General features: G+C 64.9%; 22 protein-coding genes. 9 read left to right on the top strand and 13 right to left on the bottom strand.

What is annotated here, in order from left to right:
- Window positions 1-123 precede the first annotated feature (123 nt).
- The 3 genes from cckA (at window position 124) to EAV90_RS28835 (ending at window position 4,882) form a co-directional block, all read left to right on the top strand.
- Window positions 124-2,709, top strand: coding sequence for a cell cycle histidine kinase CckA (cckA, locus tag EAV90_RS28845; RefSeq protein WP_129145422.1), 2,586 nt, complete (start codon window positions 124-126; stop codon window positions 2,707-2,709).
- 333 nt (window positions 2,710-3,042) lie between these two features.
- Window positions 3,043-4,044, top strand: coding sequence for a Tim44 domain-containing protein (locus EAV90_RS28840; RefSeq protein ID WP_129145421.1), 1,002 nt, complete (start codon window positions 3,043-3,045; stop codon window positions 4,042-4,044).
- Window positions 4,045-4,174: 130 nt separating this feature from the next.
- Entirely contained in the window at window positions 4,175-4,882 is a 708-nt protein-coding gene (locus EAV90_RS28835; RefSeq protein ID WP_122402443.1) for a glutathione S-transferase, read from the top strand.
- Between the two features lie 28 nt (window positions 4,883-4,910).
- On the opposite strand, the gene EAV90_RS28830 is transcribed toward EAV90_RS28835, so the two are convergent.
- The 3 genes from EAV90_RS28830 to EAV90_RS28820 form a co-directional block, all read right to left on the bottom strand.
- Window positions 4,911-5,585 (bottom strand): methyltransferase family protein, encoded by a 675-nt coding sequence (locus EAV90_RS28830; RefSeq protein WP_129145420.1) that lies wholly within the window; start codon window positions 5,583-5,585, stop codon window positions 4,911-4,913.
- A 119-nt stretch (window positions 5,586-5,704) separates the two neighbouring features.
- The gene (locus tag EAV90_RS39735) at window positions 5,705-5,878 is read right to left on the bottom strand and encodes a hypothetical protein (protein WP_164937146.1); all 174 of its coding nucleotides are present in this window, start codon (window positions 5,876-5,878) and stop codon (window positions 5,705-5,707) included.
- A 296-nt stretch (window positions 5,879-6,174) separates the two neighbouring features.
- The gene (locus EAV90_RS28820; protein WP_129145418.1) at window positions 6,175-6,648 is read right to left on the bottom strand and encodes a hypothetical protein; all 474 of its coding nucleotides are present in this window, start codon (window positions 6,646-6,648) and stop codon (window positions 6,175-6,177) included.
- A gap of 97 nt (window positions 6,649-6,745) precedes the next feature.
- Between EAV90_RS28820 and EAV90_RS40865 the strand changes: the two genes are divergently transcribed.
- Window positions 6,746-7,129, top strand: coding sequence for a hypothetical protein (locus EAV90_RS40865; protein WP_245163300.1), 384 nt, complete (start codon window positions 6,746-6,748; stop codon window positions 7,127-7,129).
- Window positions 7,130-7,337: 208 nt separating this feature from the next.
- Window positions 7,338-8,993 carry a fumarate hydratase gene (locus EAV90_RS28810; protein ID WP_122402447.1) on the top strand — a complete coding sequence of 552 codons (1,656 nt, stop codon included), beginning with the start codon at window positions 7,338-7,340 and terminating at the stop codon, window positions 8,991-8,993.
- A 254-nt stretch (window positions 8,994-9,247) separates the two neighbouring features.
- On the opposite strand, the gene EAV90_RS28805 is transcribed toward EAV90_RS28810, so the two are convergent.
- The 6 genes from EAV90_RS28805 to EAV90_RS28780 form a co-directional block, all read right to left on the bottom strand.
- A complete protein-coding gene (locus EAV90_RS28805) occupies window positions 9,248-10,162 on the bottom strand; it encodes an SH3 domain-containing protein (protein ID WP_129145428.1) in 915 nt (304 codons plus the stop codon).
- A 117-nt stretch (window positions 10,163-10,279) separates the two neighbouring features.
- Entirely contained in the window at window positions 10,280-10,576 is a 297-nt protein-coding gene (locus EAV90_RS28800) for a hypothetical protein (protein WP_122402448.1), read from the bottom strand.
- 104 nt (window positions 10,577-10,680) lie between these two features.
- Window positions 10,681-11,235 (bottom strand): inner membrane-spanning protein YciB, encoded by a 555-nt coding sequence (locus tag EAV90_RS28795; RefSeq protein ID WP_129145417.1) that lies wholly within the window; start codon window positions 11,233-11,235, stop codon window positions 10,681-10,683.
- 12 nt (window positions 11,236-11,247) lie between these two features.
- The gene (locus EAV90_RS28790; protein WP_129145416.1) at window positions 11,248-11,823 is read right to left on the bottom strand and encodes a hypothetical protein; all 576 of its coding nucleotides are present in this window, start codon (window positions 11,821-11,823) and stop codon (window positions 11,248-11,250) included.
- A gap of 75 nt (window positions 11,824-11,898) precedes the next feature.
- Window positions 11,899-12,162, bottom strand: a complete 264-nt coding sequence (locus tag EAV90_RS28785) for a hypothetical protein (protein ID WP_122406572.1) — start codon at window positions 12,160-12,162, stop codon at window positions 11,899-11,901.
- Window positions 12,163-12,283: 121 nt separating this feature from the next.
- Window positions 12,284-13,681 (bottom strand): carotenoid oxygenase family protein, encoded by a 1,398-nt coding sequence (locus EAV90_RS28780; protein ID WP_129145415.1) that lies wholly within the window; start codon window positions 13,679-13,681, stop codon window positions 12,284-12,286.
- A gap of 104 nt (window positions 13,682-13,785) precedes the next feature.
- Here EAV90_RS28780 and EAV90_RS28775 point away from each other — a divergent pair, with 104 nt between their 5' ends.
- A complete protein-coding gene (locus EAV90_RS28775) occupies window positions 13,786-14,514 on the top strand; it encodes a TetR/AcrR family transcriptional regulator (RefSeq protein ID WP_129145414.1) in 729 nt (242 codons plus the stop codon).
- Window positions 14,515-14,527: 13 nt separating this feature from the next.
- Here EAV90_RS28775 and EAV90_RS28770 read toward each other — a convergent pair whose 3' ends face one another.
- Entirely contained in the window at window positions 14,528-15,133 is a 606-nt protein-coding gene (locus tag EAV90_RS28770; protein ID WP_164937145.1) for a hypothetical protein, read from the bottom strand.
- A gap of 164 nt (window positions 15,134-15,297) precedes the next feature.
- Here EAV90_RS28770 and EAV90_RS28765 point away from each other — a divergent pair, with 164 nt between their 5' ends.
- Entirely contained in the window at window positions 15,298-15,858 is a 561-nt protein-coding gene (locus EAV90_RS28765; protein ID WP_129145413.1) for an SET domain-containing protein, read from the top strand.
- A 220-nt stretch (window positions 15,859-16,078) separates the two neighbouring features.
- Here the strand turns inward: EAV90_RS28765 and EAV90_RS28760 are convergent, their stop codons facing one another.
- Complete coding sequence (locus tag EAV90_RS28760; RefSeq protein ID WP_129145412.1) at window positions 16,079-16,477, bottom strand: hypothetical protein; 399 nt, start codon at window positions 16,475-16,477, stop codon at window positions 16,079-16,081.
- 29 nt (window positions 16,478-16,506) lie between these two features.
- Entirely contained in the window at window positions 16,507-16,737 is a 231-nt protein-coding gene (locus tag EAV90_RS28755; protein ID WP_174221571.1) for a hypothetical protein, read from the bottom strand.
- A gap of 101 nt (window positions 16,738-16,838) precedes the next feature.
- Between EAV90_RS28755 and EAV90_RS28750 the strand changes: the two genes are divergently transcribed.
- Window positions 16,839-17,660, top strand: a complete 822-nt coding sequence (locus EAV90_RS28750) for a helix-turn-helix domain-containing protein (protein ID WP_122402453.1) — start codon at window positions 16,839-16,841, stop codon at window positions 17,658-17,660.
- Window positions 17,661-17,740: 80 nt separating this feature from the next.
- On the top strand, window positions 17,741-18,406 hold the full coding sequence (locus EAV90_RS28745; RefSeq protein ID WP_122406575.1) for a DsbA family oxidoreductase: 666 nt from the start codon (window positions 17,741-17,743) through the stop codon (window positions 18,404-18,406).
- Between the two features lie 6 nt (window positions 18,407-18,412).
- Here the strand turns inward: EAV90_RS28745 and EAV90_RS28740 are convergent, their stop codons facing one another.
- A complete protein-coding gene (locus tag EAV90_RS28740; protein WP_129145410.1) occupies window positions 18,413-19,582 on the bottom strand; it encodes a GNAT family N-acetyltransferase in 1,170 nt (389 codons plus the stop codon).
- Between the last annotated feature and the right edge of the window lie 130 nt (window positions 19,583-19,712).

Here is a 19,712-nt window from a genome sequence, read left to right as displayed (position 1 = left end):
TCTGGGAATCAGCGTACCTTTCGCCCCTGCTGCCCTTGCACCTCAGGGTCCGATTCAGGCAGGGAGGACCCCACGCGCCCCGTGACGCGTTGATTCTCTGCCGACAGGCTGCGCCAGCTCGAGATGACTGCTGAGACCGACCATGACCTCACACGCGAGCCCGTTGCGACGCAAGAGCCGTCGCCGCGCTCGGGCAGCATCGCGTTGGTGCTGCTGGTGGCCGCAGGCCTCGTCGCGGTCGCCGTCGGGCTGATGACGCTCGGGCGCGCGCAGGCGCAGCCCTATATCCTCGGCATCCTCGCCGTGCTGGCGATGGTCGGCCTGTTCAACCTGTTCGCCTTTGCCGCCGGCATCATCCGCTTCGCCGACCGTAATCTCGACGACCCGATCATCGCCCGCATCTCCGATCACGCATTTGACGGGCTCGCCGTCACCGACGCGCGCGGACACGTGGTCTATTCCAACGCGGCCTATCTGACGCTGACCGGCGCCAGCGGCCCGCAGGACGTGCGGCCCGTGGAGCGCGTCTTCATCGGCAACCCCGACGTCTCCGAAGCCGTGTTCCGCCTGCTCAAGGCCGCCCGCGAGGGCAAGCGCCAGCAGGAAGAGGTACGCATCTCCGGCCACGACGGCAGCCAGGGCCGCTGGCTGCGCATGCGCGTGCGCCCCCTCGGCACCGGCAAGCGCGAGGCGAAATATGCGGTGTGGTCGATCGCCGACATCACCCGCGACCGCGAGCGCCAGGAGGACGTGTTCCAGGAGCTGCAGCACGCGATCGAATATCTCGATCACGCGCCGTGCGGCTTCTTCTCGGTCAATCCGGCCGGCGAGCTCGCCTACGTCAATGCGACGCTGGCGAACTGGCTCGACTACGACCTCGCCGAGATCGGCTCGGGCGGATTGAAGTTGACCGATATCGTCTCCGGCGACGGCGCCTCACTGCTGACCTCGATCGTGGCGGTGCCGGGCGAAGTGAAGACCGAGGTCTTCGACATCGACCTGCGCATGCGCACCGGCAAGACCATGCCGGTGCGGCTCTATCACAAGCTCGCCTTCGGCGCCGACGGCGCGCCGGGGCCGTCGCGCACGCTCGTGATCAGCCGCGCCCGCGACGAGCGCAGCGATCCCGACCGCGCCGCCGAAGTCCGCTTCATGCGCTTCTTCGACCATACGCCGATGGCGATCGCGACCGTCGACCGCGCCGGCAACGTCGTGCGCGCCAACGCGCGCTACGCCAAGCTCGGTCAGGCGCTGGGGCTGGACAGCGCCTCGAAGTCGATCTTCCGCGCGGTCAATTCGCGCGACCGGCACCTCTTGATCGCGGCCATCAACCAGGCCGCGGAAGGCCAGGCCGACATCGCGCCGGTCGAGGTGGCGCTGGAGGGGACCAAGGAGCGCTGGGGCCAGTTCTTCGTCACGCCGGTGGATGCCGCCGAGAACGAGGCGGAAGCCGCCATCGTGCACATGCTCGAGACCACCGAGCGGCGCGCGTTGGAGAACCAGATCAACCAGTCCCAGAAGATGGAGACGGTCGGCCAGCTCGCCGGCGGCATCGCCCACGACTTCAACAACGTGCTGTCCGCCATCATGATGGCGAACGACTTCCTGCTGAACGCGCATAAGCCGACCGACCCGTCGTTCCAGGACATCATGCAGATCAAGCAGAACGCGACGCGGGCCGCGACCTTGGTGCGGCAGCTGCTGGCATTCTCGCGGCGGCAGACGCTGCGGCCGCAGGTGCTCGATCTCGGCGACGCGCTTTCCGATCTCACCATGCTGCTGCGCCGGCTGATCGGCGAGAAGGTCAAGCTCGACCTCGTCCATGGCCGCGACCTCTGGCCGGTGAAGGTCGACGTCTCCCAGTTCGAGCAGGTGATCGTCAACCTCGCGGTGAACGCGCGCGACGCCATGCCCGATGGCGGCAAGCTGATCATCCGCACCGCCAACGTCACCACCGACGAGGCAGGCAAGCTCGCCTACAAGGGCATGCCGGCTGCGGACTATGTCCGGATCGAGGTCGCCGACACCGGCACCGGCATTCCCGCCGACATCCGCGATAAGATCTTCGAGCCGTTCTTCTCGACGAAGGAAGTGGGTAAAGGCACCGGCCTCGGGCTCTCCACCGTCTACGGCATCGTCAAGCAGACCGGCGGCTTCATCTACGTCGATTCCGAGCCGGGGCAGGGCACCTCGTTCCACATCTTCCTGCCGCGCCATCTCGCCGAACCGGAGGTGCAGGTCGAGCAGCCCGCGGCTGTGGCCAGCACGACCAATGGTGCCGCGAAGGAAGCAGCGCCTGCGCCGACGGAGGCCAAGCCGCGCACCGACCTCACCGGGCAAGGCACCATCCTGCTGGTCGAGGACGAAGAGGGCCTGCGCGCCTTGAACGCCCGCGGCCTGCGCTCGCGCGGCTACACCGTGGTCGAGGCCGAGAACGGCGTCGAGGCCATGGAGGTGCTGGAGGAGCAGAGCGGGGCGATCGATCTCGTCGTCTCCGACGTCGTCATGCCCGAGATGGACGGCCCGACGCTGCTGAAGGCGATGCGGGAAAAGAACCCCGACATCAAGTTCATCTTCGTCTCCGGCTATGCCGAGGACGCCTTCGAGAAGAGCCTGCCCGAAGGCCAGCAGTTCGACTTCCTGCCCAAGCCCTTCACACTGAGCCAGCTCGTGGCGGCGGTGAAGGAGACGATGACGAAGCAGGGGTGAGGCGAGGGGCGGCGCGCCGCTTCCGCATTCTCAGTCATTGCGAGCACAGCGCAGCAATCCAGAATCGTTCCGCGGTGGCAGTCTGGATTTGCTTCGTCGCAATTGCTCCTCGCAATGACGTGGCGAGAGAGCCATGCCTCCAATGACGAGGAAAAAGCGGAATTCCGGCCGTATAGCCGCCGGTATCCCTCGACCACCGTTCCCTCGCGCCCCCGGCCAAACCCCCGCGAAATATGGGCTTTTGCCACATCCCCGCGACTGAGGGCCGCAGCCATAAGTTCCGAAACCGGCTTCACTTTTCGGGAAGTCTGCCCATCTTAGGCGCACGTCCCCATGCCGGGGATTTGGGAAACGCACATGACTTTCTCGCTACGCTCCCGCAATCTCTTCAAGATGATCGCCGTCGTGCTGGCGCTTGCGCTGCCGACCGCGCTGGCGATCTCGTCCGCCGACGCGCGCGTCGGTGGCGGCATGTCGTCGGGTTCGCGCGGTTCGCGCACCTACTCGGCACCGCCGTCGACCACGACCGCACCGGGCTCGACCTCGCAGTTCAACCGCACCTACACCCAGCCGGGTGCGGGCATGAATTCGGCTGCTTCCGCGCCGGCGCGCGGCGGCCTGTTCGGCCGCGGCGGCGGCTTCCTGGGCGGCCTTGCGGCCGGCTTCCTCGGTGCCGGCCTGCTCGGCATGCTGTTCGGCGGCGGCCTGTTCGGTGGCCTCGGCGGCCTGTCCTCGATCCTCGGCCTGATCATCCAGATCGCGCTGGTGGTGCTCGTGGTGCGGCTGGCAATGTCCTGGTGGCAGCGTCGTCACGCCCCGCGGGCGGCCTATGCCAATGCTGACGCCGGCGCAGCGCCCGGACCGCAGACGAACTATCGCAGCGGCCTCGCCGGTGGCCTTGGCGGCTTCGGGTTCGGCGCCAACAACGCCCCGCTCGAGATCAAGCCGGATGATTACGAGGCGTTCGAGCGCCTGCTCGGCGAGATCCAGACCGCCTGGTCGAACGAGGATGTGGCCAAGCTGCACACGCTCGCGACGCCGGAAATGGTCTCGTATTTCGAGCAGGATCTTGCGCAGAACCGCGCGCGCAACGTCGTCAACAAGGTTACCAACGTGAAATTGTTGCAGGGCGACCTCGCGGAAGCCTGGCGCGAAGGCGAGACCGACTACGCCACGGTGGCGCTGCGCTTCGCACTCACCGACAAGACGATCGACCGCAACACCGGCGCGATCGTTGCTGGCAGCGAGCAGCCGGGCGAGGCGACCGAGATCTGGACCTTCGCCCGCCGGCCGGGCACCGGCTGGGAATTGTCGGCGATCCAGCAAACCAACTGATCGCAAGCGATCTAGCAAGGAGGGGCGTCGTGCTCAGGCACGGCGCCCTTTTCATTTGAGGTCACCACTCTCGCCACGCGTCGGCTGCGTGCTAGATTGGTCCGTCGCTCCACGCTCACGGACCACTTCCATGAAATACGAGCTCTACTACTGGCCTGAGATTCAGGGCCGCGGCGAATATGTGCGGTTGGCGCTGGAGGAGGCGGGGGCCGCTTACGTCGACGTCGCGCGCGGCCCGCGCGGAACGGCTGCGATGATGAAGATGATGGATGCGCAGAAGGGCACGCCGCCTTTCGCGCCGCCGTTCTTGAAAGCGGGCAAGCTCGTCATCGGGCAGACCGCCAACATCCTGCTCTATCTCGGCGCCCGCCATGGGCTTGCGCCGAAGACGGAAGCCGGCAGGCTCTGGGTGCACCAGCTTCAGCTCACCATCACCGATCTCGTCGTCGAGATCCACGACACCCATCATCCGCTCGGGCCCTCGCTCTATTATGAGGATCAGAAGGCGCCGGCGAAGAAGCGCACGGCCGAGTTCTGGGGCGAGCGCGTGCCGAAATATCTCGGCTATTTCGAGCAGCTTCTCGCCGGGGGCGGCGGCACCTATGTCACCGGTCGCCGCCTGACCTACGTCGACCTCTCGCTATTCCAGATCGTCGATGGACTGCGCTATGCCTTCCCCAAGCGCATGAAGGCGTTCGAATCCGATGTCCCAGGTCTTGTGGGTCTGCACGACCGCATTGCCGCGCGGCCGAACATCAAGGCCTATCTCGAAAGCGAGCGCCGCATTCCCTTCAACGAGCAGGGCATCTTCCGGCGCTATCGCGAGCTGGATCATTAGCCGCTTTCGTGCGGACCATGAGGTGCGCTCACCAGACGCCGGGGATGAGGCGATAGTGCACCCGCGCCGCATAATCGGTGTAGCCCGGCAGGCCCTCGCGCAGCGTGCGCTCCTCGATCAGGATGCGGACGGCGAGCAAGGCGATGAAGAGCGGCATCATCGCAAGTCCCCACCACGAGCCCAGCAGCAGCGGCAGGCCGGCGAAGAACAGGACCATGCCGCTGTACATGGGATGGCGGACACAGGCGTAGGGACCGGTCGAGATCACGCGCTGCGCGCGGTCGGCTTGCAGCTTCACCACGGGCGCGGCGAACGAGTTCTCGCGGAAGACCCACATGGTGAACAGCGCGCAGAGCAGGAACAGCAGGAAGCCGAGAATCAGCAAGGCAAGCGGCATCTCGGATGCGAGCGAACGCCGGTCCAGCCCCATCACGATCAGCCAGGCCAGCATCGCCACGATGAACGCGGTGATGAAGGCCTTGTAGGCCGGAGGCTGGTCCCTCTGGATGACCGGACGCAGACGCTCCGCCAACAATGCCGGATCCAGCCGGTAGAGCCACCAGCCGCAAAGCGGACCGAGCAGAGCGGAGGTAATGAGGAACGCCCACGCCGAAGGCCAATCCAGCGTGCCGGCGGCCCCGAACAACAGCGCGCCCATCGCGATGGTGAAGATCGTGTTCTGCAGCAAGAGACGTGCGATCATGCGCAGCTCCCAAGGCTCGGGCGCGCATGATATTGGTCCGGCTATCCGGCAAAGATGCGGCCGAGACGCGCGCAACGGCCGATCGACCGGATCGGCCGCTTCGGCTTTGGCAAGCCTGATCAGGCGAGTTGATCGATCCGCGTGCCCTGACCCGGCGGCAGCGGCGCGGGCGGCTGCGGCTTAAAGGTCGGATCCTCGTCCTTGACCTTGGTCTGATCGTCCTGCTGCTTGGTCGTGTCGTAGCTCGGCACCACGATCGCGATCGGCGGCGGTGCAACGGTGGAAACCTTCATCCGCAAATCCTCGCACATGAATACAATCGAGCGTGTCCTGCGATGAGCGAAAATTCCTTCAAGGCAATCGTTAAAATGCAAGGGATCGGGCATGGGATCCGTTTTGCTTCCGCAAGCATACGATCGGAGAGGACAACGGCTCTCTCCTCGTCATTGCGAGCGAAGCGAAGCAATCCAGAGTCCCTCGGCGGAAAGATTCTGGATTGCTTCGCTGCGCTCGCAATGACCGAGTGTGTGGCGGCCGGCGAGGCGATGCCTCGCGTCGCGAGCGCGTGGCCGAAGAGAAGGCGAGTGTCCTATTCGTCCTTGCCGCGCGTGATGGCGATGGACGCCTCCGTCTTGGTGCGCGTGCATTCCATGTTGAGTCGCCGATAGCGCATGTTGATCTTGTCGCCGCGCAATAGGCCCATCCGCTTCAGGCAGCGCGTCGCGCCCGTCGTGGTGTCGTCCTTGGTCACGGTGAAGACGATCGCCGCCATCGATCCGACCAGCGCATAGAACTCCGGCTTCGGCTTGCGATCACTCTTGGCATAGAGCTCGATCGAATACTTGTCGCCACGGCAGCCCACCGACAGCTCCTTGGCGGCCGGGTGCGAAAGATAGACGATGTTGGCGGCGCGGAAATTCACCTTGAGGCGGTCGATCTGGTTCGCCAGCTCCTTGGCGCTGTCGTCACAGCGATCGGCGTGCGCAGGCGAGGAGAGGGTCGCAAGACCGGTGATGGCGGCGGCGACCAGGATCGCGCCGCGGACGTTCAGTTTCAAAATCATGATGAAAAGCCCCTTAGGGCGCGCATTCAAGCGTCGCCGGGTGCGAAGCGCAAGGGCAGGGTCTTCCTTGCTGGCAGGTGCGTGACATAAAGAACACATGAGCAAGGAGCAGGTAAAGGCAATCCTGGACCGCGTTCTGACCTGGCCGCCCGAACGCCAGGAGGACGCAGCGAAGATTCTGATGCTCATGGAGTCGCAGGACTACAGCGTCTATCGGCTAACCGACGAGCAGGTCGAGGAGGTTCGCCGCCGTCGGTCGGATTCCGAATGCGCGACGGCTCACGCTCGAGGAGTTCAAGGAGCGCCTCAAGTAGTACTTCAAGCAGCACCCGGGCGAATGAAGGTCGTCAGTCACGAGTCGGCGGCTCGTGATCTCGATGAGATCATTGACTGGATTTCCCAGGGCAATCCCATTGCAGCCGCCCGTATAGCATCGGGGCGAGGATCGAGTGTCTTGCCGCTTCAGGCCTGCCCAACATAGGTCGTCCGGGTCTGCTTGAAGGGACGCGGGAGCTTGTGGAGGCTCCCTACGCGGTCGATCAGTCAGACCAGGTGGCGAGGGATCGTGAAATCCAGGGGTCCCCATGAGCCGGGCGGGCTTCCCGGGCGCTTCCCTTTGCGGCAAAAAAGCTTAGAACGCTTCTATGCTGAGAGGCCCGCCAGGGCCGCAAAACCCCGAGATTTGCCCCATGAACGCTCCCACCGCTTTCCCCGACCAGTCCAAGCCTGTTCCGCCCTACAAGCACACCCCGCTGTTCCCGCTGGGCAAGGACGAGACACCCTACAAGAAGATCTCGTCCGAGGGAGTCAGGGTCGAGAAGGTCCTCGGCAAGGACATGTTGGTGGTGTCGCGCGAGGCGCTGCGGGCGCTGTCGGAAGCGGCATTTGGCGACATCAACCATTATCTGCGGCCCGGCCATCTGAAGCAGCTCCGCTCGATCCTGGAGGACAGCGAGGCGAGCCCGAACGACAAGTTCGTCGCGCTGGACTTTTTGAAGAACGCCAATATCGCCGCCGGCGGCGTGCTGCCGATGTGCCAGGACACCGGCACCGCGATCATCATGGGCAAGAAGGGCTGCAACGTCATCACCGACGGCGACGACGAGGCGGCGCTGTCCGAAGGCGCGCGCGATGCGTATCTGCGCCGCAATCTGCGCTATTCGCAGGTCGCGCCGCTTTCGATGTATGAGGAGAAGAACACCGCCAACAACATGCCGGCGCAGTGCGAGATCTACGCCGAGGGCGACGACGCCTACAAGTTCATGTTCATGGCGAAGGGCGGCGGCTCCGCCAACAAGAGCTTTCTGTTCCAGGCGACGCCCTCGGTGCTGACCAAGGACCGGCTGCTCGCTTTCCTCAAGGAAAAGATCCTGACGCTGGGCACCGCGGCGTGCCCACCCTATCATCTCGCCATCGTGATCGGCGGCACCTCGGCCGAGCTCTGCATGAAGACGGTGAAGCTCGCCTCCGCCCGCTATCTCGATGCTCTGCCGACCCACGGCTCGCCTGATGGCAACGCCTTCCGCGACATCGAGATGGAGAAGGAAATCCACAAGATGACGCAGTCGCTCGGCGTCGGCGCGCAGTTCGGCGGCAAATACTTCTGCCATGACGTCCGCGTGATCCGCATGCCCAGGCACGGCGCTTCGCTGCCGATCGGGCTTGGCGTGTCGTGCTCGGCCGACCGCCAGGTGCTCGGCAAGATCACCAAGGACGGCGTCTATCTCGAGGAGCTCGAGCACAACCCGGCGCAATATCTGCCACAGGTCGAAGAGTCGCTCGGCGGCGAGGTCGTCAAGATCGATCTCAACCAGCCGATGAAGGACATCCTGGCGACGTTCTCGAAATATCCGATCAAGACGCGGGTCTCGATGACCGGCACCATGATCGTCGCGCGCGATAGCGCCCATGCCAAGCTGCGCGAGCGGCTGGAGAAGGGCGAGCCGCTGCCGGATTATTTCAAGAACCATCCGGTCTATTACGCTGGTCCCGCCAAGACGCCCGAGGGCTACGCCTCCGGCGCGTTCGGTCCGACCACCGCGGGCCGCATGGATTCCTTCGTCGACCAGTTCCAGGCCGCGGGCGGCTCGATGGTGATGGTGGCCAAGGGCAACCGCGCGCCGGCCGTGCGCGAGGCCTGCAAGAAATACGGCGGCTTCTATCTCGGCTCGATCGGCGGCGCCGCGGCGAACCTCGCCGAGCACTGCATCAAGAAGGTCGAGGTGCTCGAATATCCCGAGCTCGGCATGGAAGCGATCTGGCGCATCGAAGTCGTCGACTTCCCCGCGTTCATCATCATCGACGACAAGGGCAACGACTTCTTCAAAGAGTTGAATTTGGGCTAGCTGCTCCATCCGCGCTCGTGTGCGGACGATGATGCCCGTGCCCTAACAATCGTCATGCCCGGGCTTGTCCCGGGCATCCACGTTCCTGGTGCGGCGAAGAAGACGTCGATGGCCAGGATAAGCCCGGCCATGACGGCAGGAAGCTGCGACGTTCTAAAGCATGATCCGGAAAAGTGCGAAGCGGTTTTCCGGAAAGATCATGCGTAAACAACAAGCTAAAGCGCGATGACGATTCATCCAAATCTCATCGCGCTTTAACTGCAATTCGTGACTTGATTCGAGCACAGCGCGCGCCACCAGCCGCGGACGCCATCGTGGCTCTCGACGAGACCCCAGAAGCCGCTGCAGGCCAAGATGCGTTTCGGTCCGCCGTCGCCATCAATCGGTCCGCCGAGTTCGCGTTGTGCTGGCGTCCATTTGGCATCGATGAAAGGCGCCTGGAACAGCCCGCCCGCGCGCGTGTAGCCATTGGCGTAATTCGCCCCGACCTTGTTCGACGCGACCCAGCCGCGTCCGGCATAGGGCTTTGGCGCACTGCGCGGATATCGCTTCTCGTCCTCGTAGTCCTTGCCCGGGGGCCTCGCGCCTTCGATCAGAAACCAGCCGCCCTTGAAACCGATGATGCGGAATTCGGTGAGCCAGCCGCCGTCGGGAGTGTTCTCGGCGCCGCCAAGCTTCAGCCGGTAGGGCGGCGGCAGAGTGCCGAGCACACGCGCCGTCGCTGACGGCTCGGCGCGCACGTTGAGGCCGTTGGGATCCTTGTCGATGGACCAGGCGCCGAGACTGCAGGGCTCGGTGCCATCAGGGAGCGTCGTGCGCCTGCCGGCGAGCTCGGCGTGCAGCTTTGCGAAATCGCTGTCGTCGTCATCGCGATCGTTGCGCGGCTTGATCTCGGCTGACACCGCGCGTGTAGCGTCGGGTGTGAGCGTGACGACGAGGGCCTGGCGCGCCGCGAACACGCTCGCCGGTGTCTTCGGATCGTTCGATGTCGCGGGATAGACGGCGAGATAACCGGTCGAACCCTCGGTTCGGTAGGCGGTGCCTGCAATATAGCCTGCCGGCACCATGGCGAGCGCACTTGCGCGCCACGCCGGTTCGGTGTCATCGGCGCGCGCGGCTTGTGCCGCGACAGACAGCACCGCCGCGGCGATGAGACGGAGCGGGCGCATCATGGGGCGCGCGGCGTTAAAGCGCGATGAAATTTGGATGAATCGTCATCGCGCTTTAGCTTGTTGTTTACGCATGATCTTTCCGGAAAACCGCTTCGCACTTTTCCGGATCATGCTTTAGGCCCGCGCGCCCGTGAACGGGAAGCTGCCCATCGGACCGATGCCCATCTCGCCGCTGATGCTGTCGCCGGAGACCGTGCCGGTGAATTCGAGCGTCAGCGGCATCGGGTTGGTGATCGAGACCTTCCAGGAGACGTTGTTGCCAGAGACGGTGCCGTCGAAGATCTCGGCCGTATTACCTTCCGCGCCCTGCGTGCCCGTGAGCGTGCCGTCCGCAGCGGTCAGGCTCAGCGTCGCCTGGCGCTCGCCCATCGGCGTCGTCATGGTCAGATTCCAGTTGCCGTCTACGGCCATTCCCGTCTCCCGAGCAAATTTCGGCGGTCCGCGACCATCCGCGGCCGTCCTGAGCGAGCCTATAGCTCAACTCGCAGTTCCTGCCCAACCCTGCGATAGGGCATTTAGGCGCGGGCGGCGGCGCGCCGCCGGCTGGTGACGACGAGCCGCAGCACCATATACTGCACGGCGAAGGCCAGGATCTTGGCGCCGCCGGCAACCACCGTGATGTAGAACGCCCACAGCTTCAGATCGCCCGTGGAGGCGACCACGATCATGCCGACGCCGATCACGAACATCAGCCCCGCCCAGACGTAGCCTGCAGCCGTGACATATTCCGGAACTGTATCGGCGACGATCGGCGGCATGTAGCGCAGCATCCAGCCGCGCTTGAGCATGATGAGGCCGATCGCGAAATGCGCGATCGAGGGTTTTGCCAGCATGAAGCGCGGATCGTTGGTCAGCAGCGTGACCGTGCCCAGCACGACGACGAGCGCGAGGCTCGCATAGGTCATGTAGTTGAGCGGCTGCCCCTTGACGCGGGCGTAGATCACCTGCGCGATCGCTCCGGCGATCGCCACCGACGTCGCCAGGATGACGTTGTCGGTGAGGAGGTAGACGGCCAGGAAGACGATAGCGGAGAGGAAGTCGGAGGCGAGGCGGGCGAATACGTCCTTCATCATCGATCCTGTTCAGCGGGCGTCGGGAAGAGCGCGGGCGGGCGTACCGTACTTGATCTGGCGATACTCGGGATACCACTTTGTGAAGTAGATCGCACTGTTGCGGGCGGCGAAGGCGACCGCAAGGCTCGACCAGAGCGGCAGGCCGGGGACGTAGAGCAGCACGAGATTGGCGGCCGCCATCAACAGCGCGGCCGCGGTCCACGCGCCGGTGATGATATAATTGGCGCGGAGAAAGCCGGGCATTGCCGCCGTCTCGGCCGGTACCGATTCGAGCGCATATTGCAGCGTGAAGGGATGGCGGACCAGCATCGAGCCGAGCGAGATCAGGAAGATGCCGATGTCGACCAACAGCTTGATGCGGAGCGTGTCGATTGCCGGGTCGAACAGCGCGAGGGAGAGGCCGATCGCGGCGAACATGACGGCCGAGCCTACCGCGAGGATCTTCACGGAGCGGCCGCGCACCACATCGATCGCGACGGTGACAAGACAGATCGCGCTGGCCGCGAACACGCTGATCATGGCCGAGGTCACCAGCGTCAGGAAAGTGAAGGCGCCGTAGGGCGCGAGGATCAGGAAAATCGTCATGGGCGCCTCGGTCATGCCAATCTTTACGATGTAAAGATCACTAATTCAGAGGCGAAGCCGGGTCAAGCGAAATCTTTACAGTGTCAAAATAACATAGGTAACTTCCAAGAGATGAAGTGCTGCAACGGCTTGGTCGGACACTTCGTCGGCCAATTCCGCCCAGGGCAGGCGCGACAGGAGTGGCAGCGCGGCGGCGGCCAAGAGGCCAAGGCAGAGCAGGACGCCGCCGTTGAAGACGACATGGCGGCTCCGCCGCAACCGGATCATCTGAAAGGCGAGTGCAGCGCCGGTCAAGGCGAGGACGGCAAGGCAGTCTGCGAAGATCGAGGGCATGTGCATGGAAAAGTCCTCTTTCGTCATTCCGGCGCGCGCGTCAGCGCGAGCATCCATCGGGCAGCAACACGTGTCGCGAAATGAATCCCGGGCTCGCGGCAATTGGCGCGCCACGGAATGACGGGAGCTACCCGGCTCCCACCCAATTGCCGTGGAAGCCGTCGGGCACGCGGTGGCCGAGCTGCACCAAGGCGGCGGGGCCAGCCTCGATGTCGGTGGCATTGAACACGGCGAGGTCGCTGCGGTTTTCCCGCGCGCGCCAGATCACCGCGAGCAGCCAGCCATCGCCCTCGGCCGCATCTTTCGACCGCTCGACGAACACCGGCTCGGAGATGGTGTCGCCGGCCGGCAGCAGATAGTGGCCGAGCCGCCTGCCATTGCCGTCGACATGAACGATGCCTGAGAGCGCGCCGAACATCGGCAGCTTCGGATTGGCGCAGGCGTACCAGCCGTGACGGCTCTTCAGCCCGGCGCGACGATCGTCGATACGCGGGAATTCGCCGGTGAGATCGTCGAGATATGTTTGCTGGAAACGGTCGGTATTGCCTGAGAGATCGAAGGTCCAGCGGCAGTGGCGCGCGCGCGATTTTTCCGGATCTGTCGGCCGGCCGTCGGGATGCGGAAACAGCGGCGCCTCCTCGAATTGCATGACGTCAGCGACGATGCGGTCGCCGTCCTCCCACGCATTCATGACGTGGAACACGTAGCAGGCCTCCGCACGAAACCAGACGATGTCCTTGGCCGTGCCGCTGCGCTTCATCACCCCGACATAGGCACCCTTGTCCGGCTCCCAGGCATAGGGCGGGCGTCCGCTCATCGCGCGCTCCATGCTGCCGGTGATGGGCAGGATGGGAAACAGCACATGGTTCGCGGTGACGATGAAGTCGTGCACCATGCTGGCATAGGGGGCCTCGAACCGCTCGAAGCGCGTCGCCTTGCCGGAGGCGTCGATCGATCCGTAGGAGAGAGCGGGCGTCAGCGGACCTGCGGCGTTGTAGCCGAAGAACACGAGCTCACCGGTGAGGGGGTCGATCTTCGGATGCGCGGTAAAACTGCCGGCGACGCGGCCCAGATAGTTGTGATAGCCGCGCGTCGCCAGCGTGCCCGGCTCGATCTCGGTCGGCAGATGCGCTTCTTCCAGCGCCAGCAGCTTGCCGGCATGGAAGAGGATGTTGGTGTTGGCGACGCCGCCGTCCGTGAGGTTGGCAGGGGCGTCCGGCAGCTTGCGGCCGAAGCCGCCGAACAGCGCGCGGCCGGCGTCGTGCTCGGCGAGCCATTTCGGCGTGCGGACCCAGCGGTTGCGATAGCTCGCACGTCCGTTCTCGATATGGAAGGCGTGCAGCATACCGTCACCGACAAACCAGTGCGCGCCGGGCGAATCGAACTGCGGATTGGGGCCGTTGCGATAGAGCGTGCCGTTCAGCTCTCGGGGCAATTCGCCGACGATCTTGAGGAATGGTGCGTCAGCCTCGAACGGGATCGGCGCGATATTGTTGCGGCGCTCGGTGATGGCGTCGTGCTGCACGGCGATCCCTCCTATCTTTACATCGTAAAGATCGAATAGAGCCGATCGCGGCGTCCGTCAAGTGAAATCTTTACACTGTCAATATTGCGTCATATAGCTTGCAAATGGCCAAGACCGACACCAAGAGCGAAACGGCGCGAAGCTCGCGTACCCCCAGAAGAACGATCTCGACCGCGGCATCGCATCCGCCACGCCGCGCGACGAGCGCGAAAACCGAGACGCCGTATCATCACGGCGCCCTGCGCGAAGCGCTGCTCCTGGCCGCCGAACGCGTGCTCGAGCGCGATGGCCTTGCCGGCCTGACCTTGCGCGCGGTGGCACGCGAGGCGGGCGTCTCGCATGCCGCACCGACGCACCATTTCGGCGATCTCACCGGTCTGCTCAGCGAGCTTGCGGCGGTCGGCTTCCGCCAATTCAACGCGGCGATGGCGTCGGCCTGTGACAGCGCGACCACGCCGCTGGAACGCGCGCTGGCGCGGCCGAAAGCCTATGTCGCCTACGCGCAGGCCCATCCCGGCATGTACGGCATCATGTTCCGCACCGAGCGCCTCGATTATTCCAGGCCGTCGCTGCACGAGGCGGCCGAAGCCTCTTTCGCCGGGCTTGCGAATGCCATCGCCACCATGCGGCAGGAGCGGATCAGCGGCGATACGCTGACGCTGGAGCAGGGCGCCGCGATCGCGCGGGCCTGGTCGATGGTGCATGGCTTCACCATGCTGCTGCTCGACGGCCGGCTCGAGGATATTTTGCAGCGGCTGCCGGCAGGCACCACGGCGGAGCAGCTTCTGGAGGCGATCTTGAAGTCGACCTACGCCGCGAAATTTCCGACGTAGGGCCGCTGCTCGCTCAGTGCATGGTCGCCAGCTCGATCGCGCGGCCACGCGTGCCGACGATCTTCACCTCGTCCTTGCCGCATGTGAAGCTGCGCGCCAGTTCGTCGGCCGCCTTGCGCGCGAGCTCGTTGGCATCAGCATTGGCGGCGGCATCGACATAGGCGACGTGGCAGACCGGGCCCGGTGGTAGCCGCGTCACGACCAGCATGGCCTTGGTGTTCGGCCTTCCCTGCTTATCGGGATCGGCGTTGTCGGCGATGTGCCAACGCTGGATCATCGCAAACGGCTTTGCGCCGGCCACGCGCCATTCGACGGTGGTCTCGGACGAATTGAACGGCGCGAACCAGGTCTTGGCCGCCGGTTCCTCGGCGGCTTGCTTGCGATTGCGGCCGACCGACACGGTCTCGCGAAGATCATCCTCGGCAATCAGCACCATCAGACCGTCCTTGCCCGGACACACCCGCATGGTGCTGCCGTCGAGCGTGCTGGACTTGCCGATTTGGCGGCAATCTTTTGCTGCCGTCGAGGTGTAGGTGCTGCCCGCGGATTGGGCGCCGGCGCCGTTTAGGCCGACGCAAGTCATCAAGACAGCCAAGCCGGTGCTGACAATGCGGTTCATATGCGGCTTTCGATGCAGCGGGAACTCGGTACCATCAGACGTCTTGATTGTGGGCAAGGTTCAAACAATGACAGGATATACCTGACAGCGGCGCGGAATCGTTCTAGAAGAGCGGCTTCGCTTTAAGCCGATCCGGCCTTGTTCGCGTTCTCATTCCCTTGATCATGCCAATCACCTCCAACAAACCTTATCGCGTCGGCCGCTCCAAGACCGGGCTCGGCCTCTTCGCCACCAAGCCGATCAAGAAGGGCACCCGGATCATCCGCTATTTCGGACCAATCCTGGACTCGCGGATTCCCGAGCAGGACGAGATCGAGAACAAATATCTGTTCGAGCTCAACGGGCGCTGGACCATCGACGGCTCCGTGCGCAAGAACCTCGCCCGCTACATCAATCATTCCTGCCGGCCCAACGCCGAGTCCGACGTCCGCCCACGCGAGCGCAAGGTCTATATCCGCGCCATCAAGAACATCGAACCGGGCGACGAGATCAACTACGATTACGGCACCGACTATTTCAAAGCCTATCTGAAGCCGATCGGCTGCAAGTGCGACTCCTGCGAGAAGAAGCGCAAGAAGCTCCGCGCCGAAGCGCGGGCCGAACGGGCCAAGGTGAAGGCGCGCACCGAGCGTAAGGCGACCAAGAAGGCGCCGACAAAAACGGCGAAAAAGAAGAAGCTCAACGGCCACGCCATCGGCAAGCCCAACGGCCGCGCGCGGGGGTAGCCCGCGCTTGCACTTCTAGCTCCGCTGTCATGCCCCGGCTTGCCGCCTTCGCTAAAGCTCCGGCGTGCCGAGCACCTTTGTGGCCCGGCGTAGCCTTGGCGGACACGGGACCAGGGCATCCAGTACGCCGCGGCTTCTCCGCGTACGACTACGGCCTCTGGAATACTGTCGTCGCCCGGTCGAGCCGGGCGACAGCGCGTGGTGAAGGACGAGCCGGGTCTCACGCCGCCACCACATCCGCGCTCTTCCGCAATCCCAAAAATTGCAGCTCCGCAAACACGCCGGTCGCGATCGCCTGCGCCACGACCATTAGCGCGCCCGCAAGGTTCGGCGACACCGCGCCAGAGAGCAGCAGCGCGATGCTGCCGACCGTCCAGGCCCCGTTGCCGATCACGACCAGCAGGATGAGAGGTTTCGCCACTGTGGCCCGCGAGGCGAGCCAGCCCACCAGGGCGGTGTAGGCGATCAGGAACAGGCCGGTCTCGCGCAGCAGCGCTTCGGGCAGATTGAACAGCATTGCGACCGCGCTCGCGCCGAAGGCGAAGCCGAGAGCGGCAACGCCGCTGAAGATGGCGTCGGCGAGCAGGGCACGGCGCAGGAAGATGGATGCGTCGATCATCGTAGGTCTCCTTTGGGCTGGGGTGGAATTCAGTGCCGTCCGCGCCACCAGGCGCGGAGCAGGCGGGCGAGGCGGAATGGGCAGAGGCTCTTTCCGACGCCGTGCTCGAAAGCGATGACCTGCGCGAGGACATAGTCACCGGTCGAATGCACCAGCGGCTCGGGCATGTTGAGGCTGCGCGCCAGCATCCGGGCTGCGAACGCCATGGCCCAGGGCAAGACGTGGTCTGCGACGGTCCGATAGAGCAGCAGCGCGATCATGGGTCTCTCCTGTTGCGACCCAGGATGCGCGTGCCGGCGCCCCATTTCGATTACCTCGTGGGTAATGGAAGGACCGAAATCCGCATGTTAGGTTTTCGGTCATGAACGCACATGCATCCACGGCACGGACCGAACGCAGCCAGCCGATCCATATCGGCGATCACCTGCGCGAATGGCGGCAGCGCCGCCGCATGAGCCAGCTGGATCTCGCGGGCGAAGCCGAGATCTCGGCGCGGCATCTGAGCTTCGTCGAGACCGGCCGGGCCGCGCCCTCGCGCGACATGGTGCTCAGGCTGGCCGAACGCCTCGACGTGCCCCTGCGCGAACGCAACGTGCTGCTGGTCGCGGCCGGTTACGCGCCGGCCTTCCCGCAGCGACCGCTGGAGGATCCCGCCTTGAAATCAGCCCGTCAGGCGATCGACCTCGTCTTGAAAGCGCATGAGCCCAATCCCGCGCTTGCGGTGGACAGGCACTGGAACCTCGTCTCCGCCAACCGCATGGTGGCGCCGCTGCTCGACGGCATCCCGCAGCATCTGCTCGGGCAGCCCTTTAACGTGCTGCGGCTCGCCTTCCATCCCGAGGCGCTGGCGCCGCGCACGGTCAATCTCGCCGAATGGTGCGGGCATCTGCTGGAGCGGCTGCACCGCCAATGCGAGGCCACGGCCGACCCGGAGCTGATCAAGCTCTACAACGACTTGAAGAGCTATCCCGTCCCGGCGCGTTCGGCTCCGCTGTCGAGCGACAATGTCGCCATTCCATTCAAGCTGCGTCTTGGCGGGGAGATACTAAGTTTCTTCTCCACCACCATGGTGTTCGGCACGCCCGTGGATATCACGCTGTCGGAGCTGGCGCTGGAGACGTTCTTTCCAGCGGACGAGCGCACCGCCGAGCGGCTGAAGCAGATCGCGGCAGCCATGACGTAGCGCCCTCATCCGGCGCCCTTGCCTCGGCACGGGTTCGGCTTATCTTTGGGCCAACCTTTACCGCCAAGGAGGCGCCTGACATGAGCACGCTGAAGCCGCTGCAGATCGACGTCGTCTCCGACGTGGTGTGCCCCTGGTGCTACATCGGTAAGCACCGCATCGAGAGCGCGCTGGCGCTGGTGCCCGACGTTCCGGTCAAGCTCAACTTCCGTCCGTTCTTCCTCAATCCCTGGGTGCCGCGCGAAGGCATCAGCCGTGAGGAGTATCTCACGAAGAAGTTCGGCTCGGTCGAAGCCTATAAGGGCATTGCCGGACGCGTCGTTGCGGCCGCGGGCGAGGAGGGCCTCGTCTACAAGCCCGAGCTGGTGGCGCGCCAGCCCAACACGATCGACTGCCATCGCCTGATCCTATGGGCGGACGCGATCGGAAAGGCGCCCGAGATGAAGCAGCGCCTGATGGAGCTCTATTTCCGCGACGGCGGCGATCTCACCGACGTCAACGTGCTGGTGCAGGCGGCCGCTGATATCGGTCTCGACGCGGAGGATGTGCGTAAGCGCCTTGCCACCGACGAGGACGTCGCACGCGTTTCGGCGGACGCGCAGGAAGCCGCCGAGAAGGGCATCTCCGGCGTGCCGACTTACGTGTTCGCGCAGAAATACGCCGTCTCCGGCGCGCAGGATCCGAACCTGCTCGCCCGCGCCATCCGTCAGGTCTCGGAAGAGATCAACGCGCAGGCGGCTGAGTAGTTTTGGCTATTTGCGGAGCCGACGGACCACGCGTCGCGCGGTCTGGTGCGCGGCGTTTAGGCCGAGCAGCGCCGCATGAATGAGCGTCACCACCGGATCGTGCCGCCGCAGCGGGATCAGCACGTCGCCGATCGCGAAGCGTCCGCGCCAGATCGGGTTGATCATGGGGTGGTCGGCGCTTGCCGTCGAGTCCGCGCTGGCGATGGCGGGATCGGCGCAGAGATGGCGGGTGAGGTCGAGCGTGAGCTGCACGCCCGGCGAATATTTCGCGAAGCGCTCGTCGATGCCGAGCTTGAAGAAGAAGGCGCGGTCCTGATGGCGCAGCACGATGCCGCTGGCGACCGGCGTCGTGCCGGCGCGAAGCGTGACGATCTCGCACTGCGCGGTTTCTGCCAGCGCCGGCACGGCGCGACGGATGAAGGTCGCATCGCCCGCGTGCTGGACCAGCGCGGTACCGCGCTTGCCCTTCCAGCCGCTGGCTTCGAGCTGCAGGAAATTTTCGAGCGCCCGTCCGATCTCGCCGGAGCTGCGCGCAACCTCGAACGCGACGGGGCCGTGCTCTTCCAGGCGATGGCGCTGGCGGCGCAACTCCTTGAGCTTCTTGGCGCCGAGCGCGTCTCGTAACAGCGTTTCGCCATCCTGCGTCGCATCGAGGCTGGCACGGATATAGGAGCTGAGGATTTTCGGCTTCAGGCCGTCGCGGTTCAGGATCTGCTCGAGCGCCTTCATCGCAGCGCCGTCGAGCGCGACGTCGTTCAGCACGAGCGCATGCGCGCCGGCCTCGCGCGCCTGCTGCAACAGATGCGTGGCCGCCTCGAGCGGAGCGTCGCGGTCGAGCAGCGGGCTGCACAGCGTGCCATAGGGATGCGCGCTCACCAGCGCGGGCAGGGGAATCTTCCAGGCGCGCCAAAGCGAGATCACCGGCATCAAGCCGATCAGCCGGGTCGAAGATCCGTCGAATGCAGGCAGCGCCGAGGCATCCGTGCGGCCGCCCGCGGTTGCGCTGACGGCGAGCTCCCAGGCGGGCAGGTAATATCCGTTGGGCTCGATCGCGCGCTGTGCAAGCGCGCGCCATTGGCCGGTGTCGACTGCGGCAAGCGGGATGCGCGCGGGCGCGGCTCCGGCGTGCCTTGCCGATGCCGGATGGATCGTCGCCTGCTGCGCGGTGTCGACCACGTCCCGTTGTCCCCAAGCACGCGGACCAAGCCCGTGCTGCCTAGTCATGCTTAGCGCAAAGAATGGAAAATACAGTTGGGACGCTGCTTCAATTCGAGTGGTAGTATTAACGTCTCGTTGAGCGTCCGGC

The sequence above is a fragment of the Bradyrhizobium vignae genome (assembly GCF_004114425.1).
Classification (GTDB): domain Bacteria; phylum Pseudomonadota; class Alphaproteobacteria; order Rhizobiales; family Xanthobacteraceae; genus Bradyrhizobium; species Bradyrhizobium vignae.
This window is presented reverse-complemented; position numbering and strand designations above follow the sequence as displayed.